Genomic DNA, 16573 nt, shown 5'->3' on the forward strand with positions numbered 1-16573 from the left:
CGCCCGGCCGTTCCGCCCGCCCGGACGGGACGGGAGGCCCGCGACGGTCCCGCGCCGGACGGGGCCCGAGTCTCCCAGGTCTCCCCGGGGGAGGGAGGGGGTCAAAGCAGGACCTCCTGACGGTCGACGACGGGGCTCAGCCAGAGGTCCGGGGAGCCGAGAGGGCTGTGGCCGTCGGCCGCGTACCGGTCGGCCAGCGTGATCAGGTAGCGCAGCGCGGTCAGCCGGGCCTCGGCGGCCGACAACCCGAACGGGCCGAGAACTGGCAGGGCCTGCGCCAGGCACGCCTCGGCGGTGGTGAGCGGGCCGTTCCGGCGCAGGGTGCGGTGGAAGAAATGGTGGACGGCGTCGAAGCCCAGGGGGACCCCGGTGCCGAACCGTTCCCAGTCCCAGACGAGCAGCCGGTCGTCGGGGCCGCGGGAGATGTTCCACGGTGCGAGGTCGCCGTGCCAGGCGAACCGCTCCCTGGAGCACGGGTGCTCCCGGGGACGCGATCCTCCGGCGGGTCGCCTCTCGGCCCAGGGGACATCCTCGCCCCTCCCGGCCCCGCCCGTCCCGGCCCAGGGGACATCCCCGCCTCTTCCGGTCCCGCCCGTCCCGGTCCCGCCCGTCCCGGTCCCGCCCGTCCCGGCCCCGATCGTGCCGACCCGGGGGACATCCCCGGCCCCGCCCCTCCCGGCACCGGGCACGAGGTCCGGGATACGGGCGATCTCCCCGATCGCGTCGCGGAGCAGGTCGTGGGAGATCCGGCCGCGCCGGACGGGCAGCGGCGTCAGCGCGAGCACCGACAGGCCGCGCCAGGATCCGTGGTGCAGCGCCACCGGTGCCGTGACGTGCTTCAACGGCACTCCCGCGAGCAGGCCGAGCGTGCGTGCCTCGTGTGCGACGAGCTCGCGGGTACGGTCGGTGTCGCCGATCTTCACGAAGGCGACGGTCCCCTCGGGCCCGTGTGCCCGGAGGATCGGTTTGCGGTTGGCCCGCCGGGCCGGGCGGACATGCAGTGTGACGCGGACGGGGGTGCCGAGCACCTCGCTCAGGTGGGTCTGGATGGTGTCGCGGCCCGAGGGAACGACGACCTTCCCGCCCGGATGCCACCACGCGCGCGGCACCAGCCTCCGCGGCACCAGCCGGTGGGGGAGCAGAGTGTAGGGCAGTGGTTCGCCGGGGCCGGGGAACAGCAGGCCGATCGTCCGGTCGAGGTAGCGCAGTCTGGCGCGGGCGTCGTTCATGCGGGGGTGCCCGTCGTCGAGTTGCGCCACAGGAGCGCGAACGAGACGAGGTACAGGCTGAGCGGCGTGACGAACCCGTCGTAGACGAACATGTAGCACAGGGTGAGGATCATCACCAGGACTCCCGCCATGCCGATCGGGCTCCGGTCGCGCCAGTGGCGGCGGACCGCTCCGGCGAAGAAGGCCGTGTAGAGCGCGGCCCCGGTGAATCCCTGGGTGATCAGGAGGTGCCAGAGGTGGCCGTCGCCGCCGAGCGGGGGGTGCCCGCAGGTGGGACACCAGTCGGTCTTCCCGGTGGTGATCGTCCGGTGGTTGCCCCTGGCGCTGCGCGTGTTGCCGTAGCCGATGAACGGGGAGGTGCCCGCCGCGGCGACGGTCGCCGACACGGTGAAGGCCCGGATGCCGTTGCTGTGCGGGTTCTCCAGCCGCTGGGCGACCATCACCCGCAGGGGGCTCAGGGAGAGCGCCAGGACTCCCGCGACGACCGCCGCGCACACCACGGCACGAGCCCTTCCGCTCAGGCGCAGCAGGAGGTACGCCACGGCGATGACCAGGCAGATCCACAGGCCGCGGTTGAGCGAGTAGACGATCGGGACGGCGGCCAGGGCCAGCAGCGGGACCACGACCAGGCGCCTGCCGGGCCCGCCGTGCGTCCACCATCCGACGACGAACCAGACCAGCAGCACCGAGATGTTGCCGCCCCACGCGTTGGCCCACTCGAACGGGGCCTCCGGGCGGGGCGAGGGGTGGCCGAGGACCCACTGCACCTGGGCCGCCGTCGGGTGGATCAGGTTGTGGACGAAGGGGTTGCCGCTGATCCACCCCGGGAGGATCAGCTCGACCGGGGAGGTGAACTGCGCGTGGGGGACGAGCACCCCCAGCAGGCCGCCCGCGACGGTCGTCAGGAACAGCGCACCGAGCATCCGCACCAGCGTGAGCTGCGGCAGCTCCTTGTCCGTCAGGTTGCCCAGGTACAGCATCATGATCGTCATGGAGATGTACAGGGACAGGCGCAGGGCGTAGCCGATCAGCCGCCCGGAGGTGAGCTCACCGTAGGTGCCCGGTGGCATCTCGCCCAGCATGAGCCCGCTGACCAGGTAGCCGGCCAGCAGCAGCAGCCAGAGCCCGAACCCGCGCGGCGTCCTGACCGGGCGTCTGCGCCACAGCACCAGCGCCATCGCCGGGGCCACCGCGATCACCGCGAGGCCGCCGAAGCCCAGTGCCCACCACAGCGGGTACCCCACCAGGAGCGCGGCTATCGGCCAGGCCGCCGGATGCAGACCCTTCACGCCCGGTGCGTCCCTCGTCCGGTCTCGGCGCGCCGCACCCGCGGGAGGCCGCCGCGGGGTGCGGGTGGCACCGGTTCGCCGGGGTCGGCGAGGAGGGCACCGATGATCGGCACCCCGCGCGCGGCGAGCCGGTCGGCGGTGCGCGTCACCTCGCGCGAGGAGGTGCCGGGCACGGCGACCACGAGAACGGCTCCGGCCAGGCCGCGCATCTCCTCGCCGCTGACGGTGTCGAGACCGGTCAGCCGTCTGACGTCGGCACCGGTGCGCAGGTTCGTGTCGAGGCGGTCGCGCAGCCAGGCGGCCCCCACGCCGGAGAGCAACCCGGCCATGAGCCCGCTGCCGAGGTAGAGCGGTGGGCTGGGGGCGTCGGGCCCGGCGGGTGGCACCGCCTCGCCGATCACGGACCCCGGGGTGACCGCCACGGTCTTGAGCGCGTCGTACTTGAGCGTGAGGGCGGAGGCCTGGCGCCCGAGCACGCCCTGACGCTGGAGGGCGAGGGAGCGTTCCGGCGTGCCCCGCCGCAGATCCGGCAGGGTGGCCGCGGTCTTGGCCAGCCCGGCGTTGACCTGCCTGAGCTTGCCGAGCACCGCTTTGAGTTGCGCCTGCAACACGGCGGTGGCGGTCTCGCCGCGGTGGGCCAGGTAAGCGTGCGCGTAGGCGCTCGCCCCGGCGGCGGCCGCCTTGGGGTCGGCGGCGGCGTAGGAGATCTCCAGGACCGAGCTGTTGGGCGGCACGGAGACCTCGACGGCGCCGGGGACGCCTCCGAGCGTCCGTCCGGCTCTGGCGGCGACCACGGCGGACCGGGCGACCTGCGCCTCGGTGTCGAGGTTGAGGGCCTCACGTTGCCGGGGAGTGACCGGGTTGCCCTGCTCTCCGAGGCCCGTCGCAGTCACCAGGACCTGGGCGGAGGCGGTGTAGGAGCGAGGGGTGACCAGCAGCAGGGCCGTCGCGCAGGCGACCCCGGCGACGAGGAGCGACAGGACGGCCCGCCACCGGCGGCGCAGCAGCGACACGTAGTCCGCCAGGTCGCCGTCCGCGCGGTGGACGGGGCGGTCGCCCGGTGGCGTGCTCATGCTTCGGCGGTCTCTCTCCGGCGGAGGCGGGCGCTGCGGGGCTCGGGGAACCGGCCGCGGGTCCCTGGAACTATAGGTCGGATTTCCGGTTCCCCAAGCCGGTACGAAAGATTCTCTCCATGTCGATTGCGTCTATCACGAAATGATAACTATGGCGTTATCCGATATTTCATGTCACCCGACTCCGCTGCCCGTCGCGGAACCGCCGATTCCGTGACATGGCACGTCGGGGAGATGGGGGGTGCCTCGCGCTGGCGCGGCGGAATGGCCGCGTACGGCACGGAGGGGGAACCGTTGCACCCGGCAAATGCCTCTATAGATGCATTTCTCGACAAAGTGAGAATCGGCGGTTCGGGCCTCGTCCCGGCATCGGGTCCGGGCCTCCTCGGCCCGGGTGGCCCGGCCGCCGCGCCGCCGGTGGAGGAACCCGGCGGCGCCGTGCCGTCAGCGGACCCAGCCGCCCTGGATCAGCGGGTCGAGGATCCGGCGCACCGCGCGCTCCACGCTGACGCCGGTGGTGTCGATCTCCAGGTCGGCGTCCTCCGGCTCCTCGTACGGGTCGGAGACGCCGGTGAAGGCGGGGATCAGCCCGGCCCGGGCCTTGGCGTACAGCCCCTTGCGGTCGCGGCGCTCGCACTCCTGAAGCGGGGTCGAGACGTGCACCAGCAGGAAGTCGGCGCCGACGGCCTCGACCATCGCGCGGACCTCCTCGCGGGTGGCGGCGTACGGCGCGATGGGTGCGCAGATCGCCAGCCCGCCGTGCCTGGCCGCCTCGGCGGCGACGAACCCGATCCGGCGGACGTTGAGGTCGCGGTCCTCCTTGGAGAAGGTCAGCCCGGCCGACAGCAGTCGCCGGACCACGTCGCCGTCGAGGTAGGTCACCGTACGGCTGCCGCGCTCCAGCAGCGCGTCACGCAGTCCGCGGGCGATCGTGGACTTGCCGGACCCGGACAGGCCGGTGAGGAAGACCACCAGCCCCCGCCGGTGCGGGGGGCCGGGCAGGGAGACGGGTTCGGGCCCGGCCAGGTGCTCGGTCGCGCCGTACGCCTCGGCCACGCGCTCGCGCAGCTCCAGGTCGACGGCCTGTTCCCTGGGTGCGAGCGGTACCACCGTCAGGAGCGTGCCCTGCGGCAGCCGGTCGCGGGCCTTGAGCGCGGCGCGGACCACCGCGGGGCCGCCCTCGCCGAACGCGAGGGGGAGCAGCAGGATCGTCGCCCCCAGCTCCTCGGCGGTCGCCGTGATCTCGTCGAGGTCGTCCAGCGGCCCGCGCATGGTGACCGCCAGGACCTCCCGCCCGTCGCCCAGTTCCTTGCGCACCTCCGCCGGAGTGCGGCGCAGCCGCGCGAACGGTCCGTGCTCGGGGGCGTCGAGACCCTCGACCGGACCGGAGACGAAGCCGTCCGATCGCCCGGTGACGGTCAGCACGGCCAGCGCGGCGCCCTCCGGGTCGCGCAGGGTGACCCGGTCGCCGGGGGCGGCCGGGTGGTCGTCCGGCAGGGTGAGGGTGACCGGCGCGGGCCAGCGCGTGCCGTCGGCGAGCACACCGCTCCGGTCGACGGAGTGCGCGTCGGCCGAACTCATGAAGCCCGTCAGCGGCCGGAAGGCACCGGACAGCAGAAGCTCCAGGTCGGCCAGCTCGCGGGCGTCGGGGGTCCACTCCAAAGGCGCCGTCATCTGCTCCACAATCCTGATTGTCGGACTTCCTGGCCGCGCCCGCTCCCGGTGGACGCCCCTCGCCCGGGAGACTCTCAGATCAACCGGGCGAAATGGCTCTGGGGCTTGCGGATCACCATGGTTATCTCGTCGTGAGAGGCGGGCCGTCGTCCCCTGGACAGGGTCTCCACCACCGAGCAGGCGGCGCGGGCAAGCTTACCGAGAGGTCCCCGGAGCGCGGGCCCGCTGACGGCCAGGACGTCCTCGGTCACCATCAGCCCACGGGTCAGGCAGAAGGAGTGCATGCCCTCGCGCGAGGCGACCTGCTCGTACACCGCGGGCAGCGGCCCCACGGCGCCGGGCGGGGCGAACCGGTGCCACAGTGCCCGCCGCAGCTTCGCGGGCATCAGCCGCTCGCATGTCGCGTACGCCGAGGCGCGGTCGCGCATCCGCACCAGCAGCAGCCCGCCGGGACGCAGGCCGGTGAGCAACCGGTCGAGCACCAGCTCGGGGTGCTCGATCCGCTCCAGCAGGAACGGCACGTAGACGACGTCGAACGCGCGCGGCGGCACGGGCACGGAGCGCAGGTCGCCCAGTGCCCACGAGCTCAGGTCGGCGCGGGCGGACGTGCACGCCCGTAGCGCCGGGTGGTCCTCGTCGATCCCGACGACCCGGGCCTGTGTCTGCGACAGGTCCAGCGGATCGGGACGGCCGCACCCCGCGATCAGGACGTCGAGCCGCCGGCCGAGCAGGCCGGTCCAGTGCTCCCGGATCCGCCGACTTAACAGGTCGTCTCGGTCGACGACCGACCTCACCTCTGTCATGTCACAGAGGGTAGTAAACTATGCACGATTCGTCACTCCTGACAAGGGAGAGGTCGCGGCCAAGTAGCCTTGGGGGAATACCCCCCGTGTCGTCGCGGCCGGGGGCCTGTCGTGTTGCCGTCGTGGGGCTGTGGGCGATTCTGATGAGCCTTTCCGGTCTTCTTGACCTTGTCGTTGCCGAGCCGAGGCTGGCTTCCGTGCTGCGGGACGCACGCGGAGGCGACCTGTCCGACGTGGCGTTGGTGGCGCCGCCCGCGTTGCGGCCCTTCGCGGTGGCCGCACTGGCCGGGCGGGGCGCCCGAGGGACGGGCGGGACGGTGCTCGCGGTGACCGCCACCGGGCGTGAGGCGGAAGACCTGGCCGCGGCGCTCACGAGCCTGCTGGACGACAGCACGGTGGCCGTCTTCCCCGCCTGGGAGACGCTGCCGCACGAGCGCCTGTCGCCGCGCAGCGACACCGTCGGCCAGCGGCTGGCCGTGCTGCGCAGGCTGTCCCACCCGGTGCCGGGAGACGCCGCCGCGGGCCCGCTGAATGTGATCGTCGCGCCGATCAGGGCGTTGCTCCAGCCGATCGTGCGGGGTCTGGGCGACCTGCGGCCGGTGCGGCTGCGCGCCGGGGACGACGCCGACCTCGACGGGGTCGTCCACAGCCTTGTGGAGAACGGCTACCACCGGGTCGACATGGTGGAGAAGCGCGGCGAGGTCGCGGTCAGGGGCGGCCTGCTCGACGTCTTCCCGCCCACCGAGGAGCACCCGCTGCGGCTGGAGTTCTGGGGCGACACCGTGGAGGAGATCCGCTGGTTCAAGGTCGCCGACCAGCGCTCGCTGGAGGTGGCCGAGGGCGGCCTGTTCGCCGCCCCCTGCCGGGAACTGCTGCTGACCGACGACGTCAGGCGCAGGGCGAGTGAGCTGGCCGAGCGCCATCCGTCGCTGGCGGAGATCCTCCAGCAGCTGGCCGACGGCATCCCGGTGGAGGGCATGGAGGCGTTCGCCCCGGTGCTCGCCGGGGAGATGGACCTGCTGATCGACCACCTGCCGGAGCGCTCGGCGGTCTTCGTGTGCGACCCGGAGCGCATCCGCGGGCGAGCCGACGAGCTGGTGCGGACCAGCCAGGAGTTCCTCGAGGCGTCCTGGATCAACGCGGCGTCCGGCGGGGAGGCGCCGATCGACCTGGGGGCGGCGGCGTTCCGGACCCTGGAGGAGGTCCGCGACCACGCGCGCGAGCTCGGCCGGCCCTGGTGGTCGATCGCGCCGTTCGCCGCGGGCGCCTCCGGCGCGGATCCGGACGCGGGCCTTCCGGATGCCGCGGGCGACGGCCCCGGCGGGGTCGCGGGCGTGGGCCTTCCGGGCGCCGCGGGTGACGGCGGAGACGCGGACGGCGGACCCGGCGGCCCGATCGTCCTGGGGGCACGTGAGGCGGAGGCGTACCGCGGTGACACCCAGCGGGCACTGTCCGACATCAAGGGCTGGCTCGACGAGGACAAGGTCGTCGTCCTGCTCAGCGAGGGCCACGGGCCCGCCGAGCGCATGGTCGAGCTGCTCAGGGGCGTCGACCTGCCGGCGCGGCTGGAGCCGGGCCTGGACCGCGTGCCCGACCCGAAGGTCGTCCACGTCACCACCGGCCTGATCGAGCACGGCTTCGTCACCCCCACCCTGGCCGTCCTGACCCACCTCGACCTGGTCGGCCAGAAGGCGTCCACCAAGGACATGCGGCGCCTGCCGTCCCGGCGCCGCAACATGGTCGACCCGCTCCAGCTCAAGGTCGGCGACCACGTGGTGCACGAGCAGCACGGCGTGGGCCGCTACGTCGAGATGGTCCAGCGGACCGTCCAAGGCGCCACCCGCGAGTACCTGGTCATCGAGTACGCCAAGGGCGACCGGCTCTACGTGCCCACCGACCAGCTCGACGAGGTCACCCGTTACGTCGGCGGCGAGGCGCCCACGCTGAACCGGATGGGCGGCGCCGACTGGGCCAAGGCCAAGAGCAAGGCGCGCAAGGCCGTCAAGGAGATCGCCGGCGAGCTCATCCGCCTCTACTCCGCGCGCATGGCCTCCCCCGGGCACGCGTTCGCGCCCGACTCCCCCTGGCAGCGGGAGATGGAGGACGCCTTCCCGTACGCCGAGACGGCCGACCAGCTGGAGGCCATCGACGAGGTCAAGCGCGACATGGAGCGCCCGGTCCCGATGGACCGGCTGATCTGCGGCGACGTCGGCTACGGCAAGACCGAGATCGCGGTGCGGGCGGCCTTCAAAGCCGTGCAGGACGGCAAGCAGGTCGCCGTCCTGGTGCCGACCACCTTGCTGGTCCAGCAGCACCTGTCGACCTTCGCCGAGCGTTTCTCCGGGTTCCCGCTGAACGTCAGGCCGTTGTCGCGCTTCCAGACCGACGCCGAGGTCAAGGCGACCGTGGAGGGGCTGCGCGAGGGCTCGGTCGACGTGGTGATCGGCACGCACCGGCTGTTCTCGCCCGAGATCAGGTTCAAGGACCTGGGCCTGATCATCATCGACGAGGAGCAGCGGTTCGGCGTCGAGCACAAGGAGGCCATGAAGCACCTGCGGACGCAGGTCGACGTGCTGGCCATGTCCGCCACCCCCATCCCGCGCACCCTGGAGATGGGCCTCACCGGCATCCGAGAGATGTCGACGATCCTGACCCCGCCGGAGGAGCGGCACCCGATCCTCACCTTCGTCGGCCCGTACGACGAGAAGCAGATCGGCGCCGCGATCCGCCGCGAGCTGATGCGTGACGGGCAGGTCTTCTTCGTCCACAACCGGGTCGCCAGCATCAACAAGGTCGCCGCGACGCTCCGCGGGCTCGTCCCCGAGGCCAGGGTTGCCGTCGCGCACGGCCAGATGCAGGAGCACCAGCTGGAGAAGATCATGGTGGGCTTCTGGGAACGTGAGTACGACGTGCTCGTCTCCACCACGATCGTCGAGTCGGGCCTGGACGTCCCCAACGCCAACACCCTGATCGTCGACCGGGCCGACAACTACGGCCTGTCCCAGCTGCACCAGCTGCGCGGGCGGGTCGGCCGGGGCCGGGAGCGCGGCTACGCCTACTTCCTCTACCCGCCGGAGAAGCCGCTCACCGAGACCGCCCACGAGCGTCTGGCCACCATCTCCCAGCACACCGAGATGGGTGCGGGCATGTACGTGGCGATGAAGGACCTGGAGATCCGCGGCGCGGGCAACATCCTCGGCGCCGAGCAGTCGGGCTTCATCGCGGGTGTCGGCTTCGACCTGTACGTGCGCATGATGGCCGAGGCCGTGCAGGAGCAGAAGGCCAGGCTCTCGGGCGACCAGCAGGAGGAGGAGCGGCCCGAGGTCAGAGTCGAGCTGCCGATCAACGCGCACATCCCGCACGACTACGTCACCTCCGAGCGGTTGCGCCTGGAGGCGTACAAGCGGATCGCCGCGATCGGCTCCGACTCCGACATCGGCGCGGTGCGCGACGAGCTCGCCGACCGCTACGGCCGTCCGCCGCAGGAGGTCGAGAACCTCCTGGAGGTGGCCCGCTTCCGCATCCGGGCTCGGAAGGCAGGGCTGAGCGACGTCACGCTCCAGGGGCAGAACATCCGGTTCGCGCCGGTGGAGCTGAAGGACTCCCAGCAGGTCAGGCTCCAGCGGCTGTACCCGAAGGCGCTGCTGAAGCAGGCGGCCGGTACGTTGCTGGTGCCGGTGCCCAAGACCCGGCCCCTCGGCGGCCAGCCGCTGCGGGACCTGGATCTGCTCAAGTGGTGCGGCGACCTCGTCGAGGCCATGTTCCTCGAAGGCGTGCAGGTAAAGTAAGCGGCGTTTGTCGTGAAGGGAACGCATGTGAAGTCGACTCGAGTGCGCGTCATCCTGGCGGTCGCCGCCGCGGGAGTCGCGCTGACCGCCTGCTCTCCGAACCAGGCGGGTTCCGCGGCCATCGTGGCCGGGGAGCGGATCACCTCCAGCGAGCTGGACCGGAACGTGCAGGAGTACGAGGCGGCGCTGGCCAAGGCCAACATCTCCGCCTCGCAGCTGAACTTCCCCGGCAGCGTCCCGCAGGCGGTGCTCTTCCAGCTCGTCACCATGAAGCGGACCGCCAAGGCCGCGGAGAGCAAGGGCATGACGGCCACCGAGGGGGAGGTCGATCAGGTGATCGCCGCCGCCGGGGGGCAGGCGGCGTTCGAGCAGCGGATGGTCCAGCAGGCCATCGCACCCTCGCGGATCCGCGAGGTCGTCAGGTCCAACCTGATGTTCAACAAGCTCATCGCCAAGTACGGCGGCGGTGCCGACGACGCCGCGGTCCAGCGCGGCCAGGTGCAGGCGGCCCAGGACCTGCAGGCGGTGAAGGTCGTCTGGAACCCCCGCTACGGCACGTTCAACGAGCAGCGGAGCGAGCAGCAGCCGCAGCTCTTCCTGGACAACGACCGGTTCGGCAAGCTCCCCGCCGCCGGGGCCGCTGCGCAGCCGCAGTAGCCTCGGCGCCATGCCGCTGATCGTCGTCACCACCTCGCCCCGGGTCGCCCCGGGGCTGCTCAGCCGCCGCGCCTGGCAGGTCCTGGAGGAGGGGCCGGTCCGCACCGGCTCCGCAGGCCATCCGCTGCTGCCCTACCTCGCCGAGGCCGGCGTCGAGGTCGAGGTGGTCACCCCCGACCCCGCCGCGCTGGCCCGTGAGGCCCGCGAGGCGACCGTCGTGTGGCTGGAGGCCGACGAGGCGCTGATGCGTTCCATCGGCCACGCCGCGGTGGCGCTCGACGACCCGCCGGTGATCGAGGTCGTGCCGGGCTCCTACGACCTACCCGGGGCACGGCTGCTCGACCTGGTGGCGGTGATGGACCGGCTGCGGGTCAACTGCCCGTGGGACGCCCGGCAGACCCACGAGTCGCTGGCCCCGTACCTCATCGAAGAGGCGTACGAGGTGCTGGAGACCATCGAGGAGGGCGACCACGCGGCGCTCCGCGAGGAACTGGGCGACCTGTTGCTGCAGGTCGCCTTCCACGCGCGGGTCGCCCGCGACCGGCCCGACGGGTTCGACGTCGACGACGTGGCGGACGGGATCGTCGCCAAGCTCGTCCGCCGCCACCCGCACGTCTTCGCCGACACCGAGGTCGAGGACGCGGGCGAGGTCAGCGCCAACTGGGAGACCATCAAGGCGGCCGAGCGCGCCGCCAAGAACGGCGGCGACCCGGGTTCCGCCGTCGACGGCGTCCCGATGGGGCAGCCCGCGCTGTCCCTCGCCGCCCAGCTCCTGCGCCGCGCCGAGCGTGCCGGGGCGTCCACCGGCCTGCCCGAGGGCATCCCCGCCGACGGTCTCGGCGCCCGGCTCTTCGAGCTCGTCCGCCAGGCGCACGAAGCCGGCCTCGACCCGGAGGCCGAGCTGCGCGCCGTCGCCCGCGCCTACCGCGACCGCGTCCGGGATGCCTGACGGTCTTCCGACGGCCCGACGACGGCCGCCCGGCGGGCCTGACGGCCTGACGGTCGTGGGCCGACGATGGCCGCCCGGTGGGCCTGACAGCCGTCCGGTGAGCTGACGGCCGTTTGGCGGGCCGACGCCGCCCGGCGGGCCGGTGGCCCGGTCACCGGCCCGGCCGGCCGCCGCGGGAGGTGCCCCTCGCAGTACCGGTAAGTAGGTCTCGATAGGCTGCTGAGGCATACCGTCCTGCGACCTTAGGAGCGCTTCGTGGCTTCCATCGAGGGTGTCACCGCCCGCGAGATCCTTGACTCCCGGGGCAACCCGACCGTCGAGGTCGAGATCCTCCTGGACGACGGCAGCCAGGGCCGCGCCGCGGTTCCCAGCGGCGCGTCCACCGGCCAGTTCGAGGCCGTCGAGCTGCGCGACGGTGACGGACGTTACGGCGGCAAGGGCGTGGAGAAGGCCGTCCTCGGGGTCACCGACGAGATCGCCGAGGAGATCATCGGGTTCGACGCCGCCGAGCAGCGCAGCATCGACCAGGTCATGATCGACCTGGACGGCACGCCCAACAAGGAGCGCCTGGGCGCCAACGCCATCCTGGGCGTCTCGCTGGCCGTGGCCAGGGCCGCCGCGCAGAGCGCGGAGCTGCCGCTGTTCCGCTACGTCGGCGGGCCCAACGCGCACGTGCTCCCGGTGCCGATGATGAACATCCTGAACGGTGGCGCGCACGCCGACACCAACGTCGACATCCAGGAGTTCATGATCGCCCCGATCGGGGCGGAGTCGTTCCGCGAGGCCGTGCGGATGGGCACCGAGGTCTACCACGCCCTGAAGTCGGTGCTGAAGGAGAAGGGCTACGCCACGGGTCTCGGCGACGAGGGCGGCTTCGCGCCGAACCTGCCGTCCAACCGCGACGCGCTGGACCTCATCCTGGTCGCGATCGAGAAGGCCGGTTACGTGCCCGGCGACGACGTCGCCCTGGCGCTCGACGTGGCCGCCTCGGAGTTCCACTCCGACGGCGTCTACACCATCGACGGCAAGGGCCTGTCCGCCACCGAGCTGATCGCCTTCTACGAGGACCTGGTCGCGAACTACCCGCTCGTCTCCATCGAGGACCCGCTGAACGAGGAGGACTGGGAGGGCTGGAAGGCCATCACCACGGCCCTCGGCGACAAGGTCCAGCTCGTCGGCGACGACCTGTTCGTGACCAACCCCGCGCGGCTGGGCCGCGGCATCGCCGAGGGCACCGCCAACGCGTTGCTGGTCAAGGTCAACCAGATCGGCACCCTCACCGAGACCCTCGACGCCGTCGACCTGGCGCACCGCAGCGGCTACCGCTGCATGATGAGCCACCGTTCCGGCGAGACCGAGGACACCACGATCGCCGACCTCGCGGTGGCCACCAACTGCGGCCAGATCAAGACCGGTGCTCCGGCCCGCTCCGACCGCGTGGCCAAGTACAACCAACTGCTCCGCATCGAGGAGGAGCTCGACGACGCGGCCCGTTACGCGGGACGCGCCGCCTTCCCGCGCTTCCGGCGCTAGAGGGTCACCCGGGTCGTCACGTGGCCCGTCGGCCGGGTCGTCACGTGACCCGTCACACGGACCGCCACACGGACCGCCACACGGCCCGTCACACGGGTCGTCGTCCGGCCCGTCACGCGGGTCGCGCGCTCTTCCCACGCTCGCGGCGGTAGTTTCGTCTCGCGGCTTGCGTCCGATTCCGGGCGTAAGCCGCGTCGCGGGCGAACGCGGTCGGGTGCCGCCGGAGTCCGCGGACGATCCGCCGTCCTCCGGTGTCGGGGCCGCCGTAGCGGGCACGGGAGACGGCACCGCCGGAACGTGGACGGGGAGGGTGCGTGGCGAAACGGCCGCAGCTGACGGGACGGGCCGCGGTCCTCGCGGTCGTGGTGTGCGCGATCGCGATGAGCCTGGCCTATCCGATCCGGGAGTACATCGCCCAGCGCCGCCAGATCGCGCAGCTGGAGCAGGAGAAGGCCAGGGAACAGGCGGCGATCAAGGTCCTGGACGACCGCCACAAGCAGCTCCAGGATCCCGGCTACATCAAGCGCCAGGCCCGGGAGCGGTTGTTCTACTGCGATCCCGGCCAGAAGTGCTACGTCGTCATGGGCAGGCCGCCCGCGCCGGGCAAGGGCACCGCGGGTGCCCCGAAGAAGGCCGCGGTCAGACCGCCGTGGTACGCGACGCTGTGGGACTCGGTCAGGGCCGCCGACAGCGGTACGGGGCAGAAGGCGGCCAAGGCCGCCGGGTGACGCCGATACCCTGGATGTCGTCTTTCAGGGGGTGTCACGAATGGTGGATGATCGCGACGTGGCGGCGGTGGGGCGGCAGCTCGGCCGGACGCCGCGAGGACTGCGCGCGGTGGCGCACCGCTGCCCGTGCGGGCTGCCTGACGTCGTGGAGACCTCTCCGCGGCTGTCCGACGGGTCACCCTTCCCCACGACCTTCTACCTGACCTGCCCGAAGGCCGCATCGGCCATCGGCAGGCTGGAGACGTCGGGGATGATGCGCGACATGCAGGCCAGGCTCGCCGACGATCCGGAGCTGGCCGAGGCGTACCGGGCCGCCCACGACGACTACGTCGCGCGCCGCGACAAGGCCGCCGCGGAGGAGGGCCTGGAGCCGCTGCCGCGTGACATGCAGAGCGCGGGCGGCATGCCCACCCGGGTCAAGTGCCTGCACGCCCTGGTCGGTCACGAGCTCGCGGTGCCCGGCGTCAACCCCTTCGGCCGCGAGGCGCTCGACGCGATCGGCGAGTGGTGGGCCACGGGCCCCTGCTGCCGGGCCGGGGAGCCGGACGACCCCACCCAGACCACGAGCGCCGAACCCTCGAAGGAGACCACGTGACCCGTGTCGCCGCGATCGACTGTGGCACCAATTCCGTCCGCCTGCTCATCGCCGACATCGGCCACGACAGGCTGACCGACGTCGAGCGGCGGATGGAGATCGTCCGCCTGGGGCAGGGGGTCGACAAGACCGGCAGGCTGGCTCCCGAGGCGCTGGAGCGGACGTTCGCCGCGATGCGCGGCTACGCCGAGCTCATCGACCGCCACGGCGCCGGCGCGGTCCGTGTGGTGGCCACCAGCGCGACACGCGACGCCGCCAACCGGCAGGAGTTCACGGACGGCGTCCGCGAGATCTTCGGGGTGGAGCCCGAGGTGATCACGGGTGCCGAGGAGGCCGAGCTGTCGTTCGTCGGCGCCACCCACGATCTGGTCCGGTTCTCGTTCGAGACCGGCCTCCCCACCCCCGACGGCACCCGCCCGCCGTACCTGGTGGTCGACATCGGTGGCGGCTCGACCGAGTTCGTGCTCGGCTCGACGCATGTCGAGGCCGCGCTGTCGGTCGACATCGGGTGCGTCCGGCTGACCGAGCGGCACCTGCGTGACGCGGGTGACCCGCCGGCGGCCGAGGCGGTCGAGGCGGTGATCGCCGACATCGACGACGCGCTGGACCGCGTCGCCGCCGAAGTTCCGGTGGAGCGGGCGTTGACCCTGGTCGGACTCGCCGGCTCCGTCACGACCGTGGTGGGAATGGCGCTCAACCTGCCGGAATACGACCCGAAGAAAATCCACCACGCGCGAATCGCGGCGCATGACGTGCACGATGTCACCGAGCGTCTGCTGGGAATGACCGTCGGGCAGCGAACCGCGATTCCCGTCATGCATCCCGGCAGGGCCGACGTCATCGGGGCGGGGGCTCTCATTCTGGACCGTGTCATGACGCGTTACGGATTTGGAGAGGTGGTCGCCAGCGAGCGTGACATTCTCGACGGTATCGCCTGGTCCGTCGCGAAGCGTTAACTGAATCTGGACAATCGCCCGATTAAGCGGTATTGAGCGGCGCTTGCGTTCTATGGTTAGGTAAAGGCGCTTTAGTGAGGCTTTGCCGTAGCCCGGCACGGCTGAGGTCGGGGCGGCAACCGTCTCCTGGGGCGCTCTTATGTCTCCCACTCGAACGGAGCAACCCCTCATGAAATCCGGACTAGCGAGAAAGCTAGCCGCGGCGGGAGCCGGCGCGGCCATGCTGGCCACGATGGCGACGGGGCTACTGGCCACGCCCGCGGCCGCGGCGACCGGGTCGGCGGCCTCCGCCGCCAAGCCGAAGCCCGCGGTGTCGGTCGGCACCCCCAAGGCGTCCCCCTCGAAGTACAAGGGTGACTGCCCCGTCAATGTGACCTTCTCCTCGAAGATCAAGGTGAAGGCCGTCGCGGGCAAGACCACGGTCGCCTACCGCTGGCTGTACGGGGACGGGTCGAAGGGCAAGGTCAAGACCTTCACCTTCCGCGGCAAGGGTGTCAAGAGCTTCACCGTCAAGGACAAGGGCACCTTCAAGGGTGACGTCAAGGGTTGGCAGGCCGTCCAGGTCCTGGCCCCGCGCGGCGCCACCTCCGGCAAGGGCCGCTTCGCGGTCTCCTGCGACGGCGGCGGGCACGACGGCGGGAACGACGGCGGGCACGAGGTCGTCCAGCCCGGCATCGGCGCCACGGTCTGGGTCGACGAGGGCAACTGCGAGGCTGCGCTGATCGGCCGCATCACCGCCTCCAGCTCCCGCTGGGTGCGCTACCAGTGGGTCGTCAACGGCCACGTCGTCGACAGCGACGCCGTCCGCGTCAACGGCTCGCGCAAGGTCGTCCACGTGTTCAAGCCCCGCGACGACTTCCGGGGCTGGGCCGCCCTGCAGATCGTCGACCCCGTCGAGAACTCCTCCAACCGGGCCTACTTCAAGATCTGGTGCAAGGACACCACGCCGAAGGTCTCGGCCTCGGTCGACGCCCCCTCCGCCTACGAGGGCACCTGCCCGGTCACGCGGACCTTCACCGGCACGATCGGCGTCTCGCACGGCGACACCCGGGTGAAGTACCGCTGGATCCGTGACGGTGTCCCGGGCAGCTGGGAGAGCGTCTACTTCACCGGCCACGGCCCGCAGCGCCAGATCGTGAGCGACTCCTGGACCGCCTCGGCGTCCGGGAACGCCTCGCGGGCGATCGAGCTGTACGACGGCTCCACCACCGGAGCCGTCAAGGCCGAGGTGACCTGCAAGACCCCGGCGCCCGCTCCGGCGCCGGCCCCGGCCGACACCGAGACGGCGGCCTAGGAACC

General features: G+C 72.1%; 13 protein-coding genes. 8 read left to right on the forward strand and 5 right to left on the reverse strand.

From position 1 onward, the window contains the following. Window positions 1–101 precede the first annotated feature (101 nt). The 5 genes from F4562_RS20390 to F4562_RS20410 form a co-directional block, all read right to left on the reverse strand. Entirely contained in the window at window positions 102–1259 is a 1158-nt protein-coding gene (locus F4562_RS20390; protein WP_184544757.1) for a hypothetical protein, read from the reverse strand. Beyond that, the gene (locus F4562_RS20395; RefSeq protein ID WP_184544759.1) at window positions 1226–2518 is read right to left on the reverse strand and encodes a hypothetical protein; all 1293 of its coding nucleotides are present in this window, start codon (window positions 2516–2518) and stop codon (window positions 1226–1228) included. The genes F4562_RS20390 and F4562_RS20395 overlap by 34 nt, the downstream gene beginning before the upstream one ends. Beyond that, complete coding sequence (locus tag F4562_RS20400; RefSeq protein ID WP_184544761.1) at window positions 2515–3591, reverse strand: Wzz/FepE/Etk N-terminal domain-containing protein; 1077 nt, start codon at window positions 3589–3591, stop codon at window positions 2515–2517. The genes F4562_RS20395 and F4562_RS20400 overlap by 4 nt, the downstream gene beginning before the upstream one ends. A gap of 444 nt (window positions 3592–4035) precedes the next feature. Continuing rightward, a complete protein-coding gene (cysC, locus tag F4562_RS20405) occupies window positions 4036–5265 on the reverse strand; it encodes an adenylyl-sulfate kinase (protein ID WP_184544763.1) in 1230 nt (409 codons plus the stop codon). A 74-nt stretch (window positions 5266–5339) separates the two neighbouring features. Continuing rightward, window positions 5340–6068, reverse strand: a complete 729-nt coding sequence (locus F4562_RS20410; RefSeq protein ID WP_184544764.1) for a class I SAM-dependent methyltransferase — start codon at window positions 6066–6068, stop codon at window positions 5340–5342. Window positions 6069–6211: 143 nt separating this feature from the next. Here F4562_RS20410 and mfd point away from each other — a divergent pair, with 143 nt between their 5' ends. The 8 genes from mfd to F4562_RS20450 all read left to right on the forward strand — a co-directional run bounded on the left by mfd (window position 6212) and on the right by F4562_RS20450 (window position 16568). Further along, entirely contained in the window at window positions 6212–9856 is a 3645-nt protein-coding gene (gene mfd, locus F4562_RS20415; RefSeq protein ID WP_184544766.1) for a transcription-repair coupling factor, read from the forward strand. Between the two features lie 27 nt (window positions 9857–9883). Then, complete coding sequence (locus F4562_RS20420) at window positions 9884–10513, forward strand: SurA N-terminal domain-containing protein (RefSeq protein ID WP_184544768.1); 630 nt, start codon at window positions 9884–9886, stop codon at window positions 10511–10513. A 10-nt stretch (window positions 10514–10523) separates the two neighbouring features. Beyond that, a complete protein-coding gene (locus tag F4562_RS20425; RefSeq protein ID WP_184544770.1) occupies window positions 10524–11462 on the forward strand; it encodes a nucleoside triphosphate pyrophosphohydrolase in 939 nt (312 codons plus the stop codon). Between the two features lie 255 nt (window positions 11463–11717). Continuing rightward, window positions 11718–12995 (forward strand): phosphopyruvate hydratase, encoded by a 1278-nt coding sequence (gene eno / locus F4562_RS20430; RefSeq protein WP_184544772.1) that lies wholly within the window; start codon window positions 11718–11720, stop codon window positions 12993–12995. 314 nt (window positions 12996–13309) lie between these two features. Continuing rightward, complete coding sequence (locus F4562_RS20435) at window positions 13310–13723, forward strand: FtsB family cell division protein (protein WP_184544774.1); 414 nt, start codon at window positions 13310–13312, stop codon at window positions 13721–13723. A gap of 40 nt (window positions 13724–13763) precedes the next feature. After that, entirely contained in the window at window positions 13764–14318 is a 555-nt protein-coding gene (locus tag F4562_RS20440) for a DUF501 domain-containing protein (RefSeq protein ID WP_184544776.1), read from the forward strand. Continuing rightward, on the forward strand, window positions 14315–15274 hold the full coding sequence (locus F4562_RS20445) for a Ppx/GppA phosphatase family protein (protein ID WP_184544778.1): 960 nt from the start codon (window positions 14315–14317) through the stop codon (window positions 15272–15274). The genes F4562_RS20440 and F4562_RS20445 overlap by 4 nt, the downstream gene beginning before the upstream one ends. A gap of 232 nt (window positions 15275–15506) precedes the next feature. After that, a complete protein-coding gene (locus F4562_RS20450) occupies window positions 15507–16568 on the forward strand; it encodes a hypothetical protein (RefSeq protein WP_184854785.1) in 1062 nt (353 codons plus the stop codon). The last annotated feature ends 5 nt before the right edge of the window (window positions 16569–16573 follow it).

Source organism: Streptosporangium becharense (assembly GCF_014204985.1).
GTDB classification, from domain to species: domain Bacteria; phylum Actinomycetota; class Actinomycetes; order Streptosporangiales; family Streptosporangiaceae; genus Streptosporangium; species Streptosporangium becharense.

Coding starts and splice junctions, on each gene's coding strand:
- F4562_RS20400 (WP_184544761.1), bottom strand. CDS start 3,591: ATGAGCACGCCACCGGGCGACCGCCCCGTCCACCGCGCGGACGGCGAC.
- cysC (WP_184544763.1), bottom strand. CDS start 5,265: ATGACGGCGCCTTTGGAGTGGACCCCCGACGCCCGCGAGCTGGCCGAC.
- F4562_RS20410 (WP_184544764.1), bottom strand. CDS start 6,068: ATGACAGAGGTGAGGTCGGTCGTCGACCGAGACGACCTGTTAAGTCGG.
- mfd (WP_184544766.1), top strand. CDS start 6,212: ATGAGCCTTTCCGGTCTTCTTGACCTTGTCGTTGCCGAGCCGAGGCTG.
- F4562_RS20425 (WP_184544770.1), top strand. CDS start 10,524: ATGCCGCTGATCGTCGTCACCACCTCGCCCCGGGTCGCCCCGGGGCTG.
- F4562_RS20440 (WP_184544776.1), top strand. CDS start 13,764: ATGGTGGATGATCGCGACGTGGCGGCGGTGGGGCGGCAGCTCGGCCGG.
- F4562_RS20450 (WP_184854785.1), top strand. CDS start 15,507: ATGGCGACGGGGCTACTGGCCACGCCCGCGGCCGCGGCGACCGGGTCG.